Here is a 21,534-nt window from a genome sequence, read left to right as displayed (position 1 = left end):
TTCACAGCCCTAGTGTCGTTTTCGCGCGATGTCGCAGCCTTGCTTCACAGCTAGGAAAACCTATCCGCGCGACAGCAAGACTCTGGTATCGCCGGCAATTACGCAGAAAAGCCCTGGTCACGACTATTAGGGCATGACCAACACACTGCTCGTGTTCGACCAGACCGTCAGCCGCGCCGGCATCGAAGGATGGCTGCGCCACCTTGAGAAAGACAACGACGCCGAGATGTACCGCCTCGGCGAGGCTTACGTTCTCTCTGTCGCAGACGCCGACCTCATCGACACCGCAAGCCCCCAGCTGCCTGCGCCGACCCATCGGGTGGCCAAGCACAGCGAGGCGTGGCTGGGGCGCAGGGACTTACGTCCCGGTGGCACCACGGTTTCCTTCGGGCCGACGACGATCGGCGACGGCTCCGTCGCGGTGATCGCCGGGCCGTGCGCGGTCGAGTCGCGCGAGCAGACGCTGGCCACCGCGGCCGTCGTCGCCGCCGAGGGCGCCGTCGGGTTGCGAGGCGGCGTGTTCAAGCCCCGCACCTCCCCGCACTCCTTCCAGGGCCTGCAGTGGGACGGCCTCGAGCACCTGGCCGAGGCACGCGAACGCACCGGCCTGCCCGTCGTCACCGAGGTGATCGACCCGGAGCACGTCAAGCGTCTGGCCGGTGTCGTCGATGCCCTGCAGATCGGTGCGCGCAACATGCAGAACTTCGCCCTGTTGACCGCCGCCGGCCAGAGTGGCCTTCCGGTCGTCCTCAAGCGCGGCTTCGGCTGCACCGTCGAGGAGACCCTCGCCGCGGCCGAGTACCTGCTGCTCGAGGGCAACGACCAGGTTGTGCTGTGCGAGCGAGGGATTCGCACCTTCGAGCCGTCGGCCCGCTTCACCCTTGACCTCACCGCGGTTGCGCTCTGGAAGCAGCGCACCCACCTGCCGGTCATGGTGGACCCCAGCCACTCCGGTGGACACCCCGACCTGGTGGCACCGCTGTCCTTGGCCGCGATCGCAGCCGGCGCCGACGCGCTCATCATCGATGTCCACGTCGCGCCGGAGCAGGCATTGTGCGATGGCAAGCAGGCATTGATGCCCTATGAGTTCGCCGACGTGATGAACCGGCTCGCACCGCTGGCGGCCGGACTCGGGCGGCACCTGAGCGAGGTGCCCGGTGTTCACTGAGCAGCTGCACGTGGCGATCGTCGGCCTCGGGCCGCGCGGCTTGTCGGTCGCGGAACGCCTGTGCGCCAACGCGGAATCGCTTCTGGCGCGTGGGCAGGAGCTCGTCATCCACCTCATCGACCCGCATGTCTTCGACGGCGGCCAGGTATGGCGGAGCACCCAGGACCGGGTGCTGCTGATGAACACCGTCGCCTGCCAGGTGACGATCTTCGTCGACGACACCGTCGACTGCGACGGACCGGTCGTTGCAGGGCCGAGCCTCTACGAATGGGCCCGCTCGATCGCATTGGTCGGCAGCCCGACGGTGCCCGAAGATGTTCGCGCCGAGGCCCTTACGCTCGGGCCGGACGACTACCCGTCGCGCCCCTTCTATGGCGCGTATCTGCAGTGGGCGCGTGACCGGATCATCTGGACGGCACCCCCGTCCGTCAGCTTCGTGTCGCACCAGGCAATCGCGGTCGACGTCCGCGACACCGCCGATGGATTGCAGCAGATCGAACTCGGTAACGGGGAGACGATCGGCGAGCTGCAGTCCGTGGTGCTCGCGCTCGGTCACATGCCGCACCACCTCGGTGAGCCCGAGGCGCGCTTGAGCGAATTCGCGCATCAGAACGACCTGCGCTACATCGCCCCCAACAACCCGGCCGATGTGCCGCTGGATGCGATACCCGCCGGCGAGCCAATCATCCTGCGCGGCATGGGTCTCAACTTCTTCGACTACATGGCACTGTTCACCATCGGCCGCGGCGGCACTTTCGTTCGCGACGCCGACAACACTCTCACCTACATCCCGTCCGGCGACGAGCCCCGCCTGGTGGTGGGATCCCGTCGGGGTGTCCCCTACCACGCCCGCGGCAAGAACCAGAAGGGCTCGTTCGGCCGCCACACGCCGCGATACGCGACCGCCGATGTGATCGAACGGCTGCGGGCCCGCGCCGACGCCGGCGCACCGGCTGACTTCCGCCGCGACATCTGGCCGCTGATCGACCGGGAAGTGCGCACCGTGTACTACGCGACGCTGGTGCAGGAGCGGCGATGCGTCTGCGACGCAGACGAATTCACCAGCCTATTCGCCGCGGCGGAGCCCGCGACGATACCGCTCTTCGGTGACCCGCTGGCCGTTGAGGAGAGCGAGGCGCAGCGCACCGTGCTCGCCAAGTTCGACATCGACGCCGAAAGCGGTTGGGACTGGCGGAAGATCGCGACTCCCTTCTCCGACGACGACATCGCGTCGACACCAGAGTTCCGCAGCTGGCTGCGGAAGTACCTGGACGACGAGGTTCGCGAGGCCGACAAGGGCAACGTGGCCGGTCCCCGCAAGGCCGCCATGGACGTTCTGCGCGACCTGCGCAACGAGATCCGCCTCCTGGTGGACCACGGCGGTCTGTCCGGCGACTCGTACCGCGACGAGTTGCAGCGGTGGTACATGCCGCTCAACGCGTTCCTGTCGATCGGGCCGCCGGCAGAGCGGATCGAGCAGTTCTGCGCCCTGATGGACGCCGGCGTGCTCGAAGTGCTCGGCCCGGATATGCGGGTCGACGCCACCGACGGAGAGTTCGTCGCCCACTCCGCGGTCTGCCCCGACATCACCGTGCGGTCGGCGACGCTGATCGAGGCACGCCTGCCGGAGACCGACCTGCACCGCACGGCCGATCCGCTGCTGCAGGCATTGCGCGACCGCGGTGAGTGCCGGGCCCATCGCATCCCGATCCGCAGCGGCGGGCACTGGGTCGCCGGTGGGGTCGCTGTCACCCGCCGCCCATACCGGCTGCTCGACGCGCACGATCGCGCGCACCCACGGCGTTTCGCGTTCGGTGTCCCCACCGAGTCGGTGCACTGGGTGACCGCGGCAGGCATTCGCCCCGGCGTCAACTCGGTGATCCTCGGCGATTCGGATGCCATCGCCCGCGCCAGCATTCGGATGGCGACTGACAACCTCACGGAGAGATCTGCATGACGGACTACGGAATCCTGGCCCCGGCGTGGGCCGCGACGGGAGCGGCGGACCTGGTCGACGACGACGCGCTGCTGAGCGCCATGCTCGCGACCGAAATCGCACTGGCCGAGGCGCAGGCCGAATTGGGCGTGATTCCTGCGGGCGCGGCGGTGGCCATCAGAGCCGCCGCTGCGCCTGCACACATCGATCTCGCGAAACTGGCTGCAGGCGTGCGTGATACGGCCAACCCGGTCGTCGGTTTCGTCGAGCAACTCACTGCGGCGGTCCGATCCATTGACCCGGCCGCCGCCGAGTATGTGCATCGGGGCAGCACCAGTCAGGACATCTTGGACACCGCTTTGACCCTGCTGTGCGCGGCAACGCTGGAGCGCATCGTCGACGATCTGCAGGCGACCGCCGACGACCTCACCACACTCGCCGCACGGCATAGGGACACACCGATGGCCGGGCGCACGCTCACCCAGCACGCCGTACCGGTCACCTTCGGCCTGAAGGCCGCGACCTGGCTGCAGCTGGTGCTCGACGCGCTCGAGAGAGTGCGCCAGACGCGCGCAGCGCTGCCGGTCTCGGTCGGCGGTGCCGCGGGAACCCTTGCCGCATATCACCAATACGCCTTGGACACCGAGGATCCGGACGGTGTGACGCTGCGGCTGCCGGCGTTGGTGGCCACACGGCTCGGTCTGGCCGAGCCGGTCCTGCCCTGGCACGGGATCCGCACTCCGTTCGCCGACGTCGCGGCGAGTTTGATGATCGCCACCGGAGCGCTCGGCAAGCTGGCCGCCGACGTCCTCGTTCTGAGTCGAACCGAGATCGGCGAGGTCACCGAGCAGCCGGCGCCGGGCCGCGGTGCATCTTCGGCGATGCCGCAGAAGCGCAACCCCGTTTTCGCGACGCTCGTCGCCACCGCCGCACGGCAGCTGCCCCCGATCGCCGTCGTCCTGTTCAGCTCGATGGCGGTGGAGGACGAACGGTCCTCGGGCGGCTGGCACGCCGAGTGGCAACCGCTGCGGGAGTGCCTGCGCATCGGCGCCGGTGCAGCCGCCAACGCCCACCAACTGATCGAGACGCTTCAGGTGCGGCCAGAAAAGATGGCCGCGAATTTGGAACTGACTCGTGGCGCCATCGTCTCCGAGCGGGTCAACGCGGTGCTGGCGCCGTTACTCGGCAAGGGCACTGCCAAACGCCTGCTGGCCGAGGTCACCGCGGCGGCCGAGCGCGACGGCACCGACGTCGCCGAGCTGCTCGAGGTCGCGCTGCAGGAGGCCGGGGTCACGTGCCCCGGCGTCCCGGGGCTGTTCGACCCGTCCGGCTACACCGGGATTTCCGGTCGACTGGTCGACCGGGCGCTGAAACACTTCGCATCGATGAAAGAGAACTGACATGAATCGCATTGCCGCGCTTGCGACACCCGGATTCGGCGACGTCTTCACCGATCACATGGTGACGATGCAGTGGACGGCAGAGAGGGGCTGGCATTCGCCTGCCGTCGGACCGCTCACCCCGATGTCGTTTCACCCGGCCACCATGGCATTGCATTACGGCCAAACGATTTTCGAGGGAATTAAGGCGTTTTGGCGGCCGGGCGGTCAGCGAGCCGTGTTCCGGCCTCGCGACCATGCCCGCCGCTTCAACAACTCGGCGCGCCGGATGGCCATGCCCACGCTGCCCGAAGACGACTTCGTCGCGGCGGTCGAGACGCTGGTCCGCGCCGACGCCGCCTGGGTGCCCGAATCCCGCGGCCACAACCTGTACCTGCGGCCGTTCATGATCGCGTCGCAGGCCGCGCTGGGCCTTCGGCCCGCCGAGGAGTACCTGTTCACCGTGATCGCCACCCCGTCGCGGCCGGCCACCCTGGAACCGAAGGCGATGCGGTTGTGGGCGGCACCGGAATACATCCGTGCGGCGCCGGGCGGTACCGGCGCGGCGAAGTGCGGCGGGAACTACGGCGGCTCCTTCATCGTCCAGCGCGAGGCGGCAGCCAACAACTGCGACGAGGTCGTGTGGCTGGACGCCCGGGAGCGTCGCTACGTCGAAGAAGCCGGCGGCTGCAACCTGTTCTTCGTGGAAGCCACTGCCGGCGGCCCGCGGCTGCGCACCCCGCCACTGAGCGGAACCCTGCTGGCGGGCATCACCCGCAATTCGATCCTGCGGCTGGCAGAGTCGCTCGGCTACCCGATCTCCGAGGAGCCGCTCACCCTCGACGCGTGGGAGCAGGGCTGTCGCGCCGGACGCATCACCGAAACGTTCGCGTGCGGCACCGCCCGCTCGATCGTCCCCGTCGGACACGTCGTCTCCACCGAGCAGGACTGGACGGTGGGCGACGGCGTCGCCGGTCCGGTGACGACGCGGCTGCGCCAGGTGATGCTCGACATCTGCCACGGCCAGGCACCCGACACCTTCGATTGGATGCGGGTCGTCCGCCCTCGCATACGCGAGACTTCCCACCCCCTAAGCTGTTGACATGCCTTCCCACCTGGAAGTCTGGAAGCCATCCGGACGGCAGCTGATCCCACTCGGCAGCGAGCGAGTGACGGTCGGCAAGTCGTCGTCCAATGTCGTGTCGCTGGAGCATGACTCGACGGTGTCGCGGCTGCATGCCGTGCTGGAGAACCTCGGGTACGCGTGGTCGATCCGCGATGTGGGCAGCCGCAACGGCACCTACATCAACGGGGAGAAGATCTCGGCCGAACGAGTCCTGCGCTCCGGTGACGAGCTGCGGGTCGGCAAATCGAAGTTGGTGTTCTGGGAGGTACGGGACGCCGACGAAGTGACGATCGGTGAAGCGACGGTTTCCGTCGCCCCCACCCAGCCGGCTCCGCGCCTGACCCCTCGGGAACTCGAGGTGCTCGTGGTGCTGTGCCGCCCACTGGTTTCCGGTGACCCGTTCCCCGAGGCCGTGTCGGTGCGCCAGATGGCTCAGGAGCTGTTCGTCACCGAAGCCGCGATCAAGCAGCATCTGCAGAACCTGTACGACAAGTTCGCGATCCCGCCCGAGGGTGAGCGCCGCGTGCGCCTGGCCAACGAGGCGATCCGTCGTGGCGCTGTCACCCTGAACATGCTGCGGGACAACGACACTAAGTGAAGTCGAGGGCCTCCACCGTGGCCACCGCTCCCTCGTGCGTCGGCCGGTTCGCGCCGCCGATCGCGTACACGGTGTTGCCGACCGACGCGACCGCCTCACCGTGCCGCGCCGTCGGCATCGGCGGCAGTGAAATCCATTTCGAGTCGGCGATGTCGTACATCTCGGCCGTCGTCAGCACCTGGGTCGGCTCCTCGCCGCCGAGCGCGACGATCCGGCCGTCGATGAGGGTGGCGCCGTAGCTTCCGCGCGGAGTCGGCATGTCGACCAGCTTGGTCCATTGCTCGGACTTGGGGTCGAAGCGCTCGAACGCCGCGGAGTTCTTGTCGGCGGAGAGGAATCGTCCACCAATCGTGTAGACGTACGTCCCGTCCGACACCGCGGCCAGGTGCTCGCGCGGCGTCGGCAGGTCGGCGACGTCCTTCCAGGACTGGCCGTCGAACACCTCGGTCTGCGCGACGAGCTGCTTGGCGTTCTGCCCGCCGACGACCACCAGTTTGTCGCCGACCACTGCGGCGGCGCTGGCGGCGCGGGCATGGGTCAGGTTCGGTAGCTCAACCCAGGTGCCGCCACGCAAGGCGTAGACCTTGTTCGAGGCGTTCGCGAGTTCCTCGGTGGCCCCGCCGATCACCACCATTTCGCCGCGGTAGGTCGTGGCGGTCGCATGGTGCAGGGGCGTCGGCAGCGGCGGTTGCGCCTGCCACGCCCTGGTCTGCGGGTCGTAACTCTGGACGAGCGCAAGGGTGTCGCCGTGGCTCATGCCGCCCGCGATGAAGATCTTGTCGTCGAGCACCGTCCACGCCATCATCAGCCTGGCCGTCGGCGCATCGGGCAGCGACCGCCAGGCCGGCGCGGGCTGCAATTTGCGCGGCGCCAACTTGAGCATCTCCGCGGTCGATGTCACTTGGCTGGTGCCGACGTCGGTCGCCCCACCGATCACGTACACCGACTTCTCCACCGCCGCGACGGCCATCCCGTGCCGAGCGGTGCTCAGGTCCGGCAGGTCGGCCCACGTCTTTGACGCGAGGTCCATCACCGAGACGGACTTGAGCACCCGCCCCGCGGAGAGTCCGCCGACCGCGACGAGCCGCGCGTCGGCGATCGCGACGCCGAGGTCGCTGCGCGGCTGGGTCAAAGCCGGCAACGCCGTCCAGGAGTCGGCGGCCGGGTCGTAGGCCTCCACCGTCGGCAGGTCGTTCGTTCCGTCGGTTCCTCCGACGGTGTAGACCACCCTGTCGTCCGACGCCACGCCCAACATCTTTCTCGGCGTTGGGATTTGGGCCGCCAGCTTCCACGCGGTGCCGTCGAACACCTCCGTTGTGTTCACCAGCTTGCCGCTGGCGTCGACACCGCCGGTGACGACGATGCGGCCACCGACCACCGCCGCGACACCCGCCGCACGGGGCTGCAACAGCGGTGGCAGTTCGACCCAGTGACTGTTGACTACCCGCCACACCTTGTCCGTCGCGATCTGGGTGGTGGTGCCCTCGGCCCGCCAGCCGCCCATCACGCACGGGGTGCCCTGCCACGTCACCGCCATCGCATGCTGAACCGGAACGGGAAGCTCGTCGCCGCCCTTCCAGCTGTCGATGGCCGGGTCGTAACCCTCGTGCCGTCCGCTGACGCCGCCATCGCTTTCCAGGCCGCCGAAAATCCAGATGGTGCCGTCAGCCTGTGTCGTCGCGGCGGCCTCGCGGGCCACCCGCGCATTGGTGATCGGTTTCCAGCCGGCCTGAGTCTCGGTGGTCGGTGCGCTGGACGTCGCCGTTGCGCTGCCACCGCCCCCGCCGTTGTCGGGCTTCGACGCGTAGTAGATGCCGCCGGCCACCAACGCCAGGATGCCGACGAGCGCCGCCGCGACCACCAGCCAGGACCGCCGAGTTGTCGGCTTCTTGATGATGCTGGTCGGCCCGTCGTGCCCGGGCGTGTGCGGACCGTGGCCGACGGGGGGAAACGGCGGGCCCGGTGGGATCGGTCCCGGCGGGTTGGGCGAGATCGGTCCGCCCGCGCCACCGAGGTTGGACACCGGTGGGGGCGGCGGTGTCACCGGCGGTGCGGCCATGGCGAGGGAGGCCGGATCGGGCAGTTCGCTCTGCTCGGCGGTCGCCAGCGAAATCGCCGCGGTCTCTGTCGCAGGTTTCGAGTGGCCGGTGGATTCGCTGAGCACCATCGTGTCCGCGATCAACCCGTTGTTACGCTGCGCCGCCTGCAGTTCGCGGCCGAACTCGGCCGCCGACACGTGCCGCTGAGACGGATCCAGCGACATCGCCTTCTCGATCGTGGCGCAGATATTGGCGGGAATTCCCTGGGGCCGCATGTCCGGCACCGGCGTCGAACTGATCCGCAAGTAGTGCGCGACCAGATCCTCGCCGTCTTTACGCTCGTGGGCCGCGGCTCCGGCGATCACCGCGTAAATCGTGGCACCGAGGGAGTACACGTCCGACACCGCCGTCGGTGGATTGCCGGCCAGCACTTCCGGTGCGGTGAACGCGATGGTGCCGGTGAAGAATCCGGTCGCGGTTTCGTACCCGCCGACGATGCGCGCGATCCCGAAGTCGCTCAATTGCGGTTCGCCGTAGTCGTTGACGAGGACGTTCCCGGGTTTGATGTCGCGGTGCAACGTGCCGACGCGGTGTGCGGTCTCCAGCGCCCCGCACAGTTTCACCCCGATACGCAGCGCGTCGGGCCAGGCGATCCGGCCCACCCGCTGCAACCGCTGGGCCAGGGATCCAGCCTCGTGATACGGCATCACGATGTAGGGCCGATGGGTCTCGGTGACGCCGACCTGGAGAATGTCTTCGATATTCGGGTGACCGGAGAGCTTGCCCATCGCCAGGCCTTCGCGCAGGAACCGCTCGCGATTGTCTTGGTCGAGGTCGGACATCAAGACCTTGATGGCGACGGTCCGCGCCAGCGACGTCTGATAGCAGCGGTAGACCACCCCCGCGCCGCCGCGGCCTACCTCGACCGCGTCTAAAAATCCTGCGGCTTCGAGCTCAGCAGCGATACCGCCCCCACCGGATGGCTTGGCGCCCTCCGCACGTTCTCCGGCCATATCGCCGATGTTCCTCCGATGTGATGCGGCAGATTCGCGATCTCCAAAAGTAACGAGGTTTAGCTCGTCGACGTTCGGATTCACCCTCCGCCGCAGCTTACAAATCCAGTCGCCCCCAGAAAGCTGTAGCTAGATAGTGGTCTGGGTTACGACAAAGCTCAAGGGTTCGCCCGACATCATGACTCGGCCCGCCACCAGGCGTCCGGTGACGGGCCGAGGGGTGGTTGGTCGGGGGTCAGCGGGTGGCCGCCGCGCGCGGCAGGTCGATGAGGACACCGATCTTCGAGGGGCTGTTCGGCTTGATTCCACCCGTGGTGGACCCCGCATTGGCGACGACGATCGATCCGCCGCGGCAGGTCACGGTCTTGCCGTCGACAATGACGCTCTGGCCCTCGTCGATCGGGATGTCGTAGCCGTCCTTGTCGGTGTAGTGGCAGCCGCCGCTGTCGGTGTTGTTGACGGGCAGCGCATTCGCGGTGGCCGGGGCCAGGGCGACGACGGCCAGGGCGCCGAACACGGTGGCTGCAAATTTGAAGCCGGTCAGAGTGCGGGTCGATGCGGTCATTTCGGTATTTCCTCTCATGGGGTGTTGAGAAGAAATGCTCCCGTTTCAGACGTGCACAGGTAATCGCCCGGCAGCCAGACTTCCTCGTGCACAAAGGAAGGATTTGCTATCCCCGGGGTAAGGTCGCTCGCTTTCGACGCTCTGGGTGAAACGCATTTAAAGGCGGCATGGTTCAACCACAGCCCTGGTGTAATGCAGCGAGACGACGGGAGAAACCGATGGTGACGAACTTCGTGGTGCGCCGCAGCAATCTGCGAACCACCCACTGGGAGGAGTCAACGGCGCCGCCCCTCGACGACGGCCAGGTCCGCCTGCGCGTCGACGCGTTCGCGCTGACATCGAACAACATCACCTACGCCGCCCTGGGCGACGTCATGAACTACTGGCAGTTCTATCCGACCGGCGATCCGGATACCGGCCGCGTCCCGGTCTGGGGCTTCGCCACCGTGGTCGAATCACGCTGTCCGGGAGTCGAAGTCGACGAGCGCTTCTACGGCTATTGGCCGATCGCCGACGAGGTTGTCTTACCGGCCACCGATGTTCATCCGGGTGGTTTCGCCGACGGCGCTGAACACCGGCGCGGCCTGCACGCCGTGTACAACCAGTACGTGCGGTGCAGCGCCGACCCGGGCTATCGGGCCGACCGTGAGGCGCAGCAGGCACTGCTGCGGCCGTTGTTCGCGACGTCGTTCCTCATCGACGACTTCCTCGCCGACAACGACTTCTTCGGTGCGCGGACGGTGATCCTGTCCAGCGCCTCCAGCAAGACCGCCTACGGCACGGCATTCCGGCTCGCGCAGCGCGGCGAAGAGATCACGGTCGTCGGGATCACGTCGCCGGCCAATGCCGAATTCACCCGCTCGCTGGGCTGTTACGACGACGTGGTCCTCTACGACGACGTGGCGTCACTTCCTCAGACCGCGTCGGTCTACGTCGACATGAGTGGCGACACGGCGGTGCGCGCGGCCGTGCACGGCAGGCTCGGTGATCTGCTGGCCTACAGCTGCGCGGTCGGCGCCACGCATTGGGATGCACTCGGTGGCGGCGGCGACCTGCCGGGCCCGCCCCCGCAGTTGTTCTTCGCGCCCGAACAGGCCCGCAAGCGCGCGGCGGAGTGGGGCCCGGACGGACTGCAGGAGCGGATCGCCTCGGCGTGGGCGGCATTCATGGCGCGCATCGACGATGCCGAGCACCCGTGGATGACCGTGGTGACGCGGCACGGTCGCGAAGCCGTCGAGCAGTGCTACGCCGCACTGCTCGACGGCGCGGTCCCCGCCAATGAGGGTCACATCCTGTCGGTGTGAGATGCGACTAGGCCACTACGTAGAGGGTTCGTAGTCTCGTTCGACGGCAGAGGGATGCAGTAGCTCACTACTGAGTCGACTCCCACTGCCCGCGGATACCTTGGGGTCATCGCTGGCCAGGACACACAATGTTCGGGGGAACAATCATGGTTGGTCAAATCGCCGACTCTTCAAGGCTTCTGAGCGGGATCGCGCTCGCAACACTGACTGCCGGCGCATTGACCGCAGCGGGGCTCGGAGGCGCTACCACCGCTTCTGCAAGCTGCGCGTCATTCTTCGGTATCGGTAACAGCACCGAATGCTCAAGCAACTTGACCAGTATCGCGATCGCCATAGGTACGAACGCTCAAGCTCACGCGGACGGCCTGTTCGGTGCAGCACTGGCGGTCGGGAATCAGGCGAACGCCACCAACGAGGGCAGCAGTTTGTTTGGAGGGGCCCTCGCACAGGGTGATGGGGCCGCTGCCTTCAACAGGACCAGCAGTCTGCTGGCTTCTTCAATTGCGTTGGGCAACAGAGCCGTCGCATCTTCCGGTGGCGCAATCGGCATGACATGGGCGGCCGGTTCCAATACCTATAGCTACACAGGTGGGGACATCTCCACCGGGGGTCCAGCGTTCGGCAATATCGCGATCGTGATCGGCGACAGCAACGCGTACCAAGCAGGGGCCGCGGCGCAGGGAATTGGCAATGTTGCCGTCAGCCTGTTCAGCCCTTCGTCGGCACACGATTTCGGCAGCAACGTGGTGGCCGGCGGAGTCGTCAACTTCGCTGCCAATCTGTTTGGGCCCAACAGCAAGGCCTACGCGGGCTACGAGGGATTCGCTCCCCTTCAACAATCGGGAACATTCAATACTGCGTTCAGCAGCTTCAGCGCCGGCAGTACCGTCAAGGCAATCGGGCCCCTGTCCACCGCAGGGTCGCTATTCCAAACTGGTGCAACAGTCACCAAGCACGGCCCCGGCTTCAACATCAACGGCGTCAGCGTCGGAGGCGCCGCCGCAACGGGACAACCCGCGGCTGCAGCGGCACCCGGTGCTGCCAACGCTCCACGGCCAACGGCAACAGGGCACCGCAAGCCGCATGCAGCGACCAAACGCCGAGCGGGCCAATAACCAAGACTCACCATGGGCTGCATTGCAGCGAAGGCGGTCGGTTGAGCTGCGAAACGCAATCAGGCCCGGTCAAAAACCGGGCCCGACGGAGTGGCAGGTACAGGATTCGAACCTGTGTAGGCTTCCGCCGACGGATTTACAGTCCGCAAAGAGGAGTCTCCGGGTACGTCCTGCGATCGCATCTTGCTCTCTGAGCTGCGGGAACGATCCCAAGCCGTGCCACCAGATGCCCGAGTGTTTCGCGCGTGTTGTGACAACCCCGTGACAATCAAACCGACCACTCGACGCCTCGTTTCATGGTCGCGTGACCCCTTGATACGGAACTTCGGCGATGCACAACGGCAGCCAAGCTTTCGCGTTGTGCGTGGCTCTTCGTCGGTTTCGCCGACAGTATCGAGGAGCCGAGCCGTTCCGGCTGGTCTGCGGACTCTGTATGAACGTGAAGTTAGCGGGGGTTGGGTTCCAGCGAGTTGCGGGCCGGTCCGCGAGCCAAGCCCATGCTGTTTGGCGGGGTGCCTACGCTCAACTGATGACATCCCCGCCACCGCTGACCGGCCGGCTGACACCACCGGAGTTCGAATACTTCGCCGACGTGGTGATGCGGTTCGTGGACGCAGCGGAGAGCCTGCTTAAGGCAGAACTATCGCACCCGTTCAACATTGGCAGCGAGGCGATGAGAGACAGAGCCGCGAGTGGCGACCACCCCGGGACGCGGTCCAAGCAGACTCTGCTGACCTTGGCGACTAAGCAGGGGGCCGTCGGGCTCGAGCAGTGCGACCTGCTCCGCGGGATCGCCGCCATCCTGCGCACTGACCTCGTCACCTTGGCGCCGTTCCCGCTGGCACGCACGTCTGCCGTCATCGCGGCGAAAGCGTGGTACGTCCTCACCGCGGGGTCCAAAGAGGAGCGACTGCGACGGTTCCTGAACGAAGAGCTGGCGGCGCTGTACGGCCTACCGTTCCCGTCGGACGATGAAGAAGCGGTTGCCGAACGCGACGCCCGCGCCGCCGACTACCTGGCAGTCGGCGCGACCGCCGGGCTCGAAGCGGTCTATCGGAGGAAGCCAAAGCCGTGGGACGCCCCTATCCTCGCCCGGGAAGGTCAAGGCCTCACCGATGCGCCGCCGTCGGAGACCCAGCTGGTGAAGGATTTCTACCGAGCATCGGGCTTACAGGAGGACGAGCTGGCGGGACTGCCGTACTCGCTGCTGTCAGCGGCGACGCACGGACGCTTCCGACAGGCAGGGCTTGTCGGGTACGCGGCTGCTGGCCCGTCGGTGGGAGGCGTTTCGACAGCGGCGATGCACGTCACGCTGGCGGTCACTGCGCAGACCACGATGTATGCGGCGATTGCAATGCGGACCTACCTCTGCTCCCTCGCGCGGTACACCGCCGTATCCGAGGCGGTGGTGCTCGGCCGCCTGCAGGAACCGAACCGAGAGTGGTTAGCGATCGCGCAGCAGGTGGCCGAGCAGCCTCAGCACGACGAGTAGCCAGACACAAAGGGCCCGATCGCTACGGTGTAAATGGTTTTTTGACGTATTTCTGGCGTCTCGTCTGTTGCGTTGAATACGGGTCTGTGCAGGTCAGCGCCTCGCAATCGTTTCACGGCGTCGACGGCCTATCGCCTTTTTTGCGCGTCTTGGCACACTCTCGGCACAACGGGGGGTCGACTCCCGCCCGTCTAGAGAGTTGTACGCCTCGTCGATGCGAGAAAGGCGAATGCCGCAGGGCAAGGAGCTTGTTAGGTCCCGGCAAATTCAGCACCAATGGGGGTCAGCCGCCCCTTTCAGCAGAGTGACGGCAATGTTCTCGCCGAGTACACCTAGGGCTTGCCCTTGGTGGCGAAGGAGGCGATGTGGTCGATGGTGGTATTCAATGCTGCTCGGAGGGGCTCAGGGTCGCGCGCGGCCTTGGCCACTAGCAGGCCGCCCTGGAGGGCGGTCAGCAGTGCCAACGCGAGTTGGTTGACGTCGGCATTGTCGTCCAGTTCGCCACGCTCTTTCATTGCGGCCAGGCCGTCAGCGATGGCGCCGTGCCATCGCCGGTAGCCCTCCACGACGCCGTCTCGAGCCGCATCGTCAACGTCGGCGAGCTCGCTGGTCAACGAACCCAGCGGGCAGCCACCCCGAAAGCCGTTGGCGCGCTGTTTGTCCACCACGACCTCTGCCCAACTCCGCAACGCGTCGATGCCATCGAGGCGCGCCAGTAGAGGCTGCTGGAACCCCAGGATCGCCTCGCTCCAATATCCGATGACGGCCCGCGTCAGCGAAGGTTTGTCTTCGAAGTAGTGGTAGATCTGCGACGCGCTGACGCCGGCAGCGGCCCGGACGTCCTCGGTGCTGGTACCGGCCACTCCCTGCTCATACATCAGGGCCGCGGCGGCGGCCACGATGCGATCCCGGGTGGCCTCGCCCTTGCGCGTGATCACCACTCCAGAATAACCGTTTCTGGAGTTGACATTCCAATGTTAGGGGCGCAGCGTTATGGAGCGTTCAATCCATTCTCTAGAAGGGCCCTCCGATGACCACGCACACTCCCACCATCGCCGAACAGGCACAGCGGCATGCAGACGAGTCGGCTGCGAGTTTGCCCGGCGAGGTGATTGGCGCCTTCACCGCCGAGCAGGCCGCGCTGCAAGCGCACGGCGTGCCCACCGGGGTCGCGCCGCTGGGAACTGCCCTGCCCGATGTCGAGCTGCTCAATGTGAACTCTGAACTGACTACGTTGGGACGGATCCGCGGCGAGCGGCCCGCGGTCGTGGTGCTCTACCGAGGGGCGTGGTGCCCGTATTGCAATATCGCTCTGCGGACCTACCAAACCGAGCTGGTGCCGGCGTTGCTGGAGCGGGGCGTCGGATTGATCGCAGTGAGCCCGCAGAAGCCCGACGGGTCGCTGAGTTCGGTCGAGTTGAATGAGCTGACCTTCACCGTCGCCTCGGATCCGGGGAATCGGCTCGCCACTGCGCTTGGTGTGCTGACCCAACCCTCGGCGGACGCCCTTGCCGCACAACAGAGTTTGGGCTTGGACCTCACCGAGGTCAACGCCGACGGCCAGACCACCTTGCCCATGCCCACGGTCGTGGTCGTCGATCATGCCGGGGCGATCCGATGGATTGACGTGCACCCGAACTACACGATCCGCAGCGAGGTGGCAGACATCCTGGCCGCCGTTGACGCAGTCCTGTAGGCACCTACGAGAACCTGCGCGCGTCAGAACGACATGTCACCCGTGACGCGAACAGCGTTCATCGTGGTGCCGCCCATCCGGGTTGTCCAGGTTCCGTAGGTCATGGGTGGCGCTTGGTGCAGCTGTAGATTCACTCGCATCTGTCGTACCTGGTCCATGAAGGCTTGATTTTGAGCCATGATTGCGTCGGTGATCTTGTGGTCACCGGGTGCGCTGTTGTTCATCACACCGGTGAGGGTGTGGTCGGGGCGCACCACCCAGGTGGCGCGCATGTTGTCGTGGGCCGCTGTATAGATCCCGGCGGGTGCGGGGACCGAGGCGGCCTTGAACTTCGTCGGGACGGAGTTGCTTTCATTCATCAGCACTGTGCCGCTGACGACGGTGCCGTTGAAGGAGGCTTTGAGGGTGTCCCCGTACATTGATGTCAGAGTCATCGTGCCGTCTTTTTGGGTGCCCTTGAAGTAGGCCTCGTCCTTGACGCCGTCGGTGGTGAACGCGACCACCTTGTCCCCCTCGACTGTGATCGCCATGGTCATCGTCGTTCCGTTGGCTTCGGGCACGTCGGCCATGAACGTTGCCGACTGCGGCATCGCAGCCACCGTGCTCGATGTGATGCCGGTGGGCGATGTGACTCGGTTTGAGCTGTCAGAGCATGCGGTGAGCATGCCTGCGGCGACTACTGCGCCGGCTGCGAGTGTCACTGCACCGGTGTATCGCTTCATATGTATTCGTCCTCCTTGTCGGCCGATCACCGCGCTGGGTACCGGCATCTCTTGTGTGATCGATAGTGCGCCTGGGCATTTGATGCGTTACATCGCTCGGCGCCGTGGCCGGGACGTCACCGATGGGTAAGGATTCGACGACTTCGCCCGACGATCCCGCGAGGTGTGGCCGTCGCGGCGGGGCAAGCCTGACCGTCGCGAGAGTTATCCGTTGGCGACGGAGTGTCCATCGAACCCAAAAAGGCCCTTGGCCGGGCCCGCTGAAAAATTGCGGCCTAATTGGGCGTAACGATGTGGGTGCGACCCGGGACTGTGGATGATGAATGGCGATCGAAGGGACGACAGCGTGACCAACCCTGCTGACTATGACTTCACCGGCTTGCGGGCGTTGTTCATCAACTGCACGCTGAAGCGTTCACCGGAACCGAGTAATACTCAGGGGCTGATCGATATCAGCAGCTCCATCATGACTCGGCACGGCGTAGCCGTGGATGTGGTGAGGGCCGTCGACTACGACATCGCCACCGGTGTGTGGCCGGATATGCGGGAGCACGGCTGGGCCACCGACGACTGGCCCGACATATTTGAGAAAGTCCTCGCCGCAAACATTTTGGTCCTCGCCGGCCCGATCTGGCTGGGCGACAACAGCTCGGTGATGAAGCAGGTGCACGAACGGCTCTATGGTGGTTCACATCTGCTCAACGATGCCGGCCAATACCTGTACTACGGTCGCGTCGGCGGCTGCCTGATTACTGGCAACGAAGACGGGGTGAAGCACTGTGCGCAGAATGTGCTTTACACGCTGCAACACATCGGCTACACGATTCCCCCACAAGCCGATGCCGGATGGATCGGAGAAGCAGGCCCGGGACCGTCGTATCTCGATCCGGGTTCGGGGGGACCGGAGAACGACTTCACCAACCGGAACACGACCTTTACGACGTGGAATCTCCTGCACGTGGCCCAGATGCTGCGCAGCGCCGGCGGTGTGCCGGCGTACGGCAACATCCGCTCGGGCTGGGACGCGGGCTGCCGCTACGATTTCACCAATCCCGAATACCGCTGAGCAGCTAGTATTCCGTCTCGATGACCTCGACGGAATACGACGAATCGGAGCTTGTCGCGGCACTGACTGCCCGCGACGAGTCGGCATTCGCCACGCTGGTCGACCGCTACACCCCGGCGATGCTGCGGGTCGCTCGCGGCTACGTCCGAAGCACCGAGGCTGCCGAGGACGTTGTTCAGGAGACATGGATCGCCCTGATCAAGGGCATCGACAAGTTCGAGGGCCGATCCTCGCTGCGCACTTGGCTTTTCACCGTGATGATCAACATCGCGAAGTCACGCGGCATCCGGGATCGACGCACTACCGATGCCGAACTGACCGCGGCGGGTGCCACCGTCGATCCGCAGCGATTTCGCCCCGCCACCGACAACGAGTGGCCGGGGCACTGGAAGGACGACCGCGCGCCCTGCCCGTTTCCCGACACCCCGGAGGGTTCAGTGCTCAGTGCGGAATTCCTTGAGCTGACCCGAGAAGAATTGGACAGGCTGCCGGAACGGCAACGAACGGTCGTCACTTTGCGTGATGTGCTCGGCTTCGAGTCTCATGAGGTATGCGACCTGCTGGGCATATCCGTGGCAAATCAGCGAGTGCTATTGCACCGTGGCCGTGCGGCCATCAGGCAAGCACTTGAAACGTATATGACAGGGGTGTCGTGAGCGCCGACAGCATGGATTGCATCGAGCTGGTCGAACTCGTCACGGCTTACCTTGACGGCTCACTCGACCCGCAGACGCGTGCACGCTTCGACCTGCACCTCCTCGACTGCGACGGCTGCGAGAACTACCTGCAACAATTCCGGGTCACGATCGACACGGTCGGCCGCATCACCCACGAACAGATCGATCCCGAGTTCCGTGGCAGGCTGCTCAGGGCATTCCGCAATTGGCGCTGAGCATTTTCTCACTGACCGTGTAACGCCAGGGCAGCTGCTGATCACTCCAGGTCGTCACTGAAGCGCTTCCACCGGATGAGGCGCACGACCCAGAGGAGCTCATCGTGAAACTCACCCTCATCGCCGCCACAATCGGCATCGCCGCCGGTGCCGCTCTGGCGACTACTGCCGTCGCCAGTGCTGTTCCGATCAACAGCGGCTCGGCCGCCGACGTGGTGAAGGCCTTACAAGACCAGGGCTACAGCGTGCAATTCAACCAACCGTCGACCATGGCACTGTCGCGGTGCACCGTAAACGGTGTGCACGGACTGACCGTCATGATGATGACCGACGGCAGCCTCATGATGCGGATGGACCCCGCCAACAACGGAGTCGTCTACGTCGACTTGTCCTGCCCGAACAGCAACAACTGAGGCCGGCAACGATGAGTGGTACGGACCCGGACAACGAACCGCCGCGGTACGGTTTTCCAAAGTCCTTGTGGCGCACCCTCGACCAGCATCCACCGCCAGGAGCGCAGCGGTTCATGCGATGGCGCAGCCCGCTGCGCGGTCAATGGTTGACGTCGGTGTTCGGGGCCGTACTTCTCGTGGCGCTGCCGATCGTCATTGTGACCGGCCTGCTGTCCTACATCGCCTACGGTCCTCAGTTCGGGCAGGCGATACCTGCGGATGTTGGTGTGCTCAAGTTGCCGACGTTCAACTGGCCGGCCAACCCGTCTTGGCTGTATCGGCTCACACAGGGTGTGCACGTCGGACTGGGTCTGATTCTGATCCCGGTAGTCCTGGCCAAGCTGTGGTCGGTGATCCCGCGATTCTTCGCCTGGCCGCCGTCGCGTTCAATCGCTCAACTGTTAGAACGCATTTCGCTGATCATGCTGGTCGGTGGAATCCTCTTCGAGATCGTCACCGGTGTCCTCAACATCCAGTACGACTACATCTTCGGGTTCAGCTTCTACACCGCCCACTACTTCGGAGCGTGGGTATTCATCGCAGGATTCGTGGTGCACGTCGCCATCAAGTTCCCCAAGATGCTCGCCGGCCTGCGAGGGTTGTCACTACGACAGGTCATGAAAACCCGAGTCGCGGACACCCGCCCCGAACCAGCCGATCCCGACGGACTCGTCGCCCCCAACCCCGCCCCCGCCACGATCAGCCGGCGCGGCGCTCTGGCGCTCGTCGGCGCAGGCTCGGCTTTCCTTGCGATCATCACCGCCGGACAAACGATCGGCGGGTTCACCCGGCACGCAGCACTGTTGTTACCGCGCGGCCGAAATCTCGGGGAGGGCCCCAACGCCTTCGAGGTCAACAAGACCTTCGCCGCATCACTCATCGACCCCCGAACAACAAGCGACACATGGCGATTGACGTTGACCGGCGGCCCACATCCGGTAACCCTCGACCGTGTGGCGCTACTTGCCATGGCGCAACACACCGCAACGCTGCCGATCGCCTGTGTGGAGGGCTGGTCAAGCACACAGGTCTGGACCGGCGTACCCCTGCGGAATCTAGCCACACTGGCAGGTGTCTCCAACCCCGCCTCGGCCTATGTCCGATCGCTAGAGCGTTATGGCTTCAACCAGGCGACCCTGCAACAGAACCAGGTCACGCACCCGGACGCGTTGTTGGCCCTGAAGGTCAACGGCGTCGATCTGTCCCCCGACCACGGATATCCGGCTCGGATCATCGTGCCAGCCCTGCCCGGCGTGCACTGCACAAAATGGGTGGCCGCGATCGACTTCCGAAAGGCGTGACATGCCCACCCCATCAACATCATCGAGTACCGCGTTCCGCGACATCTACGGATCTCATCCCCTACACCTACTGTCGATGATCGCCGGCTTCGCCCTGTTCACCTACGTTCTCGTCACGGTGGGACCAAGACAGCTGTGGAACCCAACCACCTGGTGGCAGTCGATCGCGGTGTGGTTCGCCGCTGCGATCATCGCGCACGATCTCGTGTTGTTTCCCGCCTACTCACTTGTCGACCGGATCTTGGTCGCCGCGTTGCCACATCGGCGATCCGCCGCCACGACCCGGCGATTGCCCGTGATCAACTACGTTCGTGTTCCGTTGCTGGCGTCAGCTCTGAGCTTCGTTGTGTTTCTACCCGGAATCATCCAGCAGGGTGCGTGGAACTTTCAGTCAGCCACGGGTCTGACTCAGCAGCCATACTGCGGGCGCTGGCTTCTGTTGACCGCCGCCTTCTTCGGCGCCAGCACCGCAATCTACGCAATCCAACTAGCCCGACACAGCGTCGTGCGCGAAAACCAGGGCCCGACTCATTCGGTAAACGGGCCGCCACACTGATCACATCACAACCTCGACGGGTTAGTCAGTATCGCGCTGCCCTCGATGCGGCATTACCCCCGCCCCCAACAAGCACTCGCTGAGCGCTTTAGGACCGGCTGTAACCGTGGAAATCTGCCGGCAGTGCGGACATAATGAGTTCACCGACAAGAACACAGGACGACGACCGTCTCCATGAAGTTGACATTTCTGCGGGTGGCACGTGGCGCACACGAGTGAGACCGGACATCTTGTTGTTGTTCCACGGCGCTCGTTTTATGCGAGTGCACTCCATACCCTAGGCGGTCCCCTGGTCGACCACGCCGACGCCGCGATCCACCGGTTCGTCGCGGCTCAGGCGGAGTCCCGTTCATGAGCGCCCGGGTCGATGAGCCGCCCTCCGAGGAGCGCCGGGCCGACCTGGATTTCTACTTCGACCCCGTGTGCCCGTTCGCGTGGATGACCAGCAAGTGGGTGCGCCTGGTGGCCGGCCAACGCGACTACGAGGTGGATTGGCGGTTCATCTCGCTGCGAATGATCAACGCCCACATCGACTATGACGCTCACTTTCCGCCCGACTACGAAGCCGGGCACACCGCCGGGCTGAGGTTGCTGCGCGTCGCGGCCCGGGTCAGGGCCGAGTATGGGCGCAGCGCCGTCGGCCCACTGTATCTGGCGCTGGGACAACAGATCTTCGACACTGCACCCGACGAACTCGCCTTTTTGGCTGCAGGCTATTACGGCACGCGGGAGTTCCTCGAGCCGATTCTCACCGAAGCCGGACTGCCCCTCGAGCTGGCCGACGCCCTCGACGACGACACCTTCGACGCCACGCTTCGCGCCGAAACCGATCACGCTCTGGGGCTGACCGGCAAGGACGTCGGTACCCCGATCCTGCAGTTCCGCCCACCAGACGGCGTGGCGTTCTTCGGTCCGGTGATCAGCCGGTTACCCAAACCCGAAGAGGCAGGCCCGCTTTGGGACAACGTGTTGGGGTTGGCGAGCTTCCCGGGTTTCGCCGAACTCAAGCGCAGCCTGCGGGAGCGTCCCCAGCTCGCGAGTTTCGGCCTCGACCCCGCGACGTCAGGGATCGAAGAGGACTGGCACGGCGGAAGCCGACGGTTAAAGAAGTAGC

General features: G+C 65.5%; 20 protein-coding genes and 1 tRNA gene. 16 read left to right on the top strand and 5 right to left on the bottom strand.

The genetic code is table 11. From position 1 onward, the window contains the following. Positions 1–133: 133 nt before the first annotated feature. From aroF to AB431_RS04520, 5 genes are read left to right on the top strand one after another with little or no spacing between them, the layout of a single operon-like run. Positions 134–1,168: a 3-deoxy-7-phosphoheptulonate synthase gene (gene aroF / locus AB431_RS04540; RefSeq protein ID WP_047328936.1), complete on the top strand. Its 1,035-nt coding sequence runs from the start codon at positions 134–136 to the stop codon at positions 1,166–1,168. Beyond that, positions 1,158–3,125, top strand: coding sequence for an FAD/NAD(P)-binding domain-containing protein (locus tag AB431_RS04535; RefSeq protein WP_047328935.1), 1,968 nt, complete (start codon positions 1,158–1,160; stop codon positions 3,123–3,125). Before aroF ends, AB431_RS04535 begins: the two co-directional genes overlap by 11 nt. After that, a complete protein-coding gene (locus tag AB431_RS04530; protein ID WP_047328934.1) occupies positions 3,122–4,504 on the top strand; it encodes an adenylosuccinate lyase family protein in 1,383 nt (460 codons plus the stop codon). Before AB431_RS04535 ends, AB431_RS04530 begins: the two co-directional genes overlap by 4 nt. A gap of 1 nt (position 4,505) precedes the next feature. Then, on the top strand, positions 4,506–5,585 hold the full coding sequence (locus AB431_RS04525; protein WP_047328933.1) for a branched-chain amino acid aminotransferase: 1,080 nt from the start codon (positions 4,506–4,508) through the stop codon (positions 5,583–5,585). 1 nt (position 5,586) lies between these two features. Continuing rightward, positions 5,587–6,207, top strand: coding sequence for an FHA domain-containing protein (locus tag AB431_RS04520; protein ID WP_047328932.1), 621 nt, complete (start codon positions 5,587–5,589; stop codon positions 6,205–6,207). Here the strand turns inward: AB431_RS04520 and AB431_RS04515 are convergent. Both AB431_RS04515 and AB431_RS04510 read right to left on the bottom strand, forming a co-directional pair. Next, entirely contained in the window at positions 6,200–9,259 is a 3,060-nt protein-coding gene (locus AB431_RS04515) for a serine/threonine-protein kinase (RefSeq protein WP_047328931.1), read from the bottom strand. The two genes, AB431_RS04520 and AB431_RS04515, sit on opposite strands and share 8 nt — an antisense overlap. 235 nt (positions 9,260–9,494) lie before the next feature. Next, on the bottom strand, positions 9,495–9,824 hold the full coding sequence (locus AB431_RS04510; protein WP_047328930.1) for a hypothetical protein: 330 nt from the start codon (positions 9,822–9,824) through the stop codon (positions 9,495–9,497). A gap of 218 nt (positions 9,825–10,042) precedes the next feature. Between AB431_RS04510 and AB431_RS04505 the strand changes: the two genes are divergently transcribed. Both AB431_RS04505 and AB431_RS04500 read left to right on the top strand, forming a co-directional pair. Beyond that, complete coding sequence (locus AB431_RS04505; RefSeq protein WP_052960188.1) at positions 10,043–11,128, top strand: DUF2855 family protein; 1,086 nt, start codon at positions 10,043–10,045, stop codon at positions 11,126–11,128. A gap of 146 nt (positions 11,129–11,274) precedes the next feature. Beyond that, positions 11,275–12,243 (top strand): hypothetical protein, encoded by a 969-nt coding sequence (locus tag AB431_RS04500; protein WP_144418192.1) that lies wholly within the window; start codon positions 11,275–11,277, stop codon positions 12,241–12,243. A gap of 92 nt (positions 12,244–12,335) precedes the next feature. Here AB431_RS04500 and AB431_RS30680 read toward each other — a convergent pair. Then, a tRNA-OTHER gene (locus AB431_RS30680) sits at positions 12,336–12,417 on the bottom strand. A 355-nt stretch (positions 12,418–12,772) separates the two neighbouring features. Between AB431_RS30680 and AB431_RS04495 the strand changes: the two genes are divergently transcribed. Beyond that, positions 12,773–13,735 carry a hypothetical protein gene (locus AB431_RS04495; RefSeq protein WP_047328927.1) on the top strand — a complete coding sequence of 321 codons (963 nt, stop codon included), beginning with the start codon at positions 12,773–12,775 and terminating at the stop codon, positions 13,733–13,735. Positions 13,736–14,067: 332 nt separating this feature from the next. Here AB431_RS04495 and AB431_RS04490 read toward each other — a convergent pair whose 3' ends face one another. Next, entirely contained in the window at positions 14,068–14,673 is a 606-nt protein-coding gene (locus tag AB431_RS04490; RefSeq protein ID WP_200902694.1) for a TetR/AcrR family transcriptional regulator, read from the bottom strand. Positions 14,674–14,765: 92 nt separating this feature from the next. On the opposite strand from AB431_RS04490, the gene AB431_RS04485 reads away from it, so the two are divergent. Next, positions 14,766–15,431 (top strand): peroxiredoxin-like family protein, encoded by a 666-nt coding sequence (locus AB431_RS04485; protein ID WP_047328925.1) that lies wholly within the window; start codon positions 14,766–14,768, stop codon positions 15,429–15,431. Positions 15,432–15,454: 23 nt separating this feature from the next. Here AB431_RS04485 and AB431_RS04480 read toward each other — a convergent pair whose 3' ends face one another. After that, entirely contained in the window at positions 15,455–16,021 is a 567-nt protein-coding gene (locus tag AB431_RS04480; protein ID WP_235435829.1) for a hypothetical protein, read from the bottom strand. Positions 16,022–16,499: 478 nt separating this feature from the next. Here AB431_RS04480 and AB431_RS04475 point away from each other — a divergent pair, with 478 nt between their 5' ends. The 7 genes from AB431_RS04475 (at position 16,500) to AB431_RS04445 (ending at position 21,533) form a co-directional block, all read left to right on the top strand. Then, the gene (locus AB431_RS04475) at positions 16,500–17,219 is read left to right on the top strand and encodes a flavodoxin family protein (protein WP_235435827.1); all 720 of its coding nucleotides are present in this window, start codon (positions 16,500–16,502) and stop codon (positions 17,217–17,219) included. Positions 17,220–17,239: 20 nt separating this feature from the next. After that, entirely contained in the window at positions 17,240–17,875 is a 636-nt protein-coding gene (locus AB431_RS04470; protein WP_047328923.1) for an RNA polymerase sigma factor, read from the top strand. Between the two features lie 11 nt (positions 17,876–17,886). Then, entirely contained in the window at positions 17,887–18,111 is a 225-nt protein-coding gene (locus AB431_RS04465; RefSeq protein WP_047333079.1) for an anti-sigma factor, read from the top strand. Between the two features lie 104 nt (positions 18,112–18,215). Further along, a complete protein-coding gene (locus tag AB431_RS04460) occupies positions 18,216–18,524 on the top strand; it encodes a hypothetical protein (RefSeq protein WP_052960187.1) in 309 nt (102 codons plus the stop codon). 11 nt (positions 18,525–18,535) lie between these two features. Then, positions 18,536–19,864 (top strand): molybdopterin-dependent oxidoreductase, encoded by a 1,329-nt coding sequence (locus AB431_RS04455; RefSeq protein ID WP_082135547.1) that lies wholly within the window; start codon positions 18,536–18,538, stop codon positions 19,862–19,864. 1 nt (position 19,865) lies between these two features. After that, positions 19,866–20,420 (top strand): hypothetical protein, encoded by a 555-nt coding sequence (locus AB431_RS04450; protein WP_047328920.1) that lies wholly within the window; start codon positions 19,866–19,868, stop codon positions 20,418–20,420. 351 nt (positions 20,421–20,771) lie between these two features. Continuing rightward, positions 20,772–21,533 carry a hypothetical protein gene (locus tag AB431_RS04445; protein WP_047328919.1) on the top strand — a complete coding sequence of 254 codons (762 nt, stop codon included), beginning with the start codon at positions 20,772–20,774 and terminating at the stop codon, positions 21,531–21,533. The last annotated feature ends 1 nt before the right edge of the window (position 21,534 follow it).

The organism is Mycobacterium sp. EPa45, assembly GCF_001021385.1.
Classification (GTDB): domain Bacteria; phylum Actinomycetota; class Actinomycetes; order Mycobacteriales; family Mycobacteriaceae; genus Mycobacterium.
The sequence above is the reverse complement of the archived record's forward strand: the minus strand, read 5'-3'. Positions and strand labels throughout refer to the sequence as shown.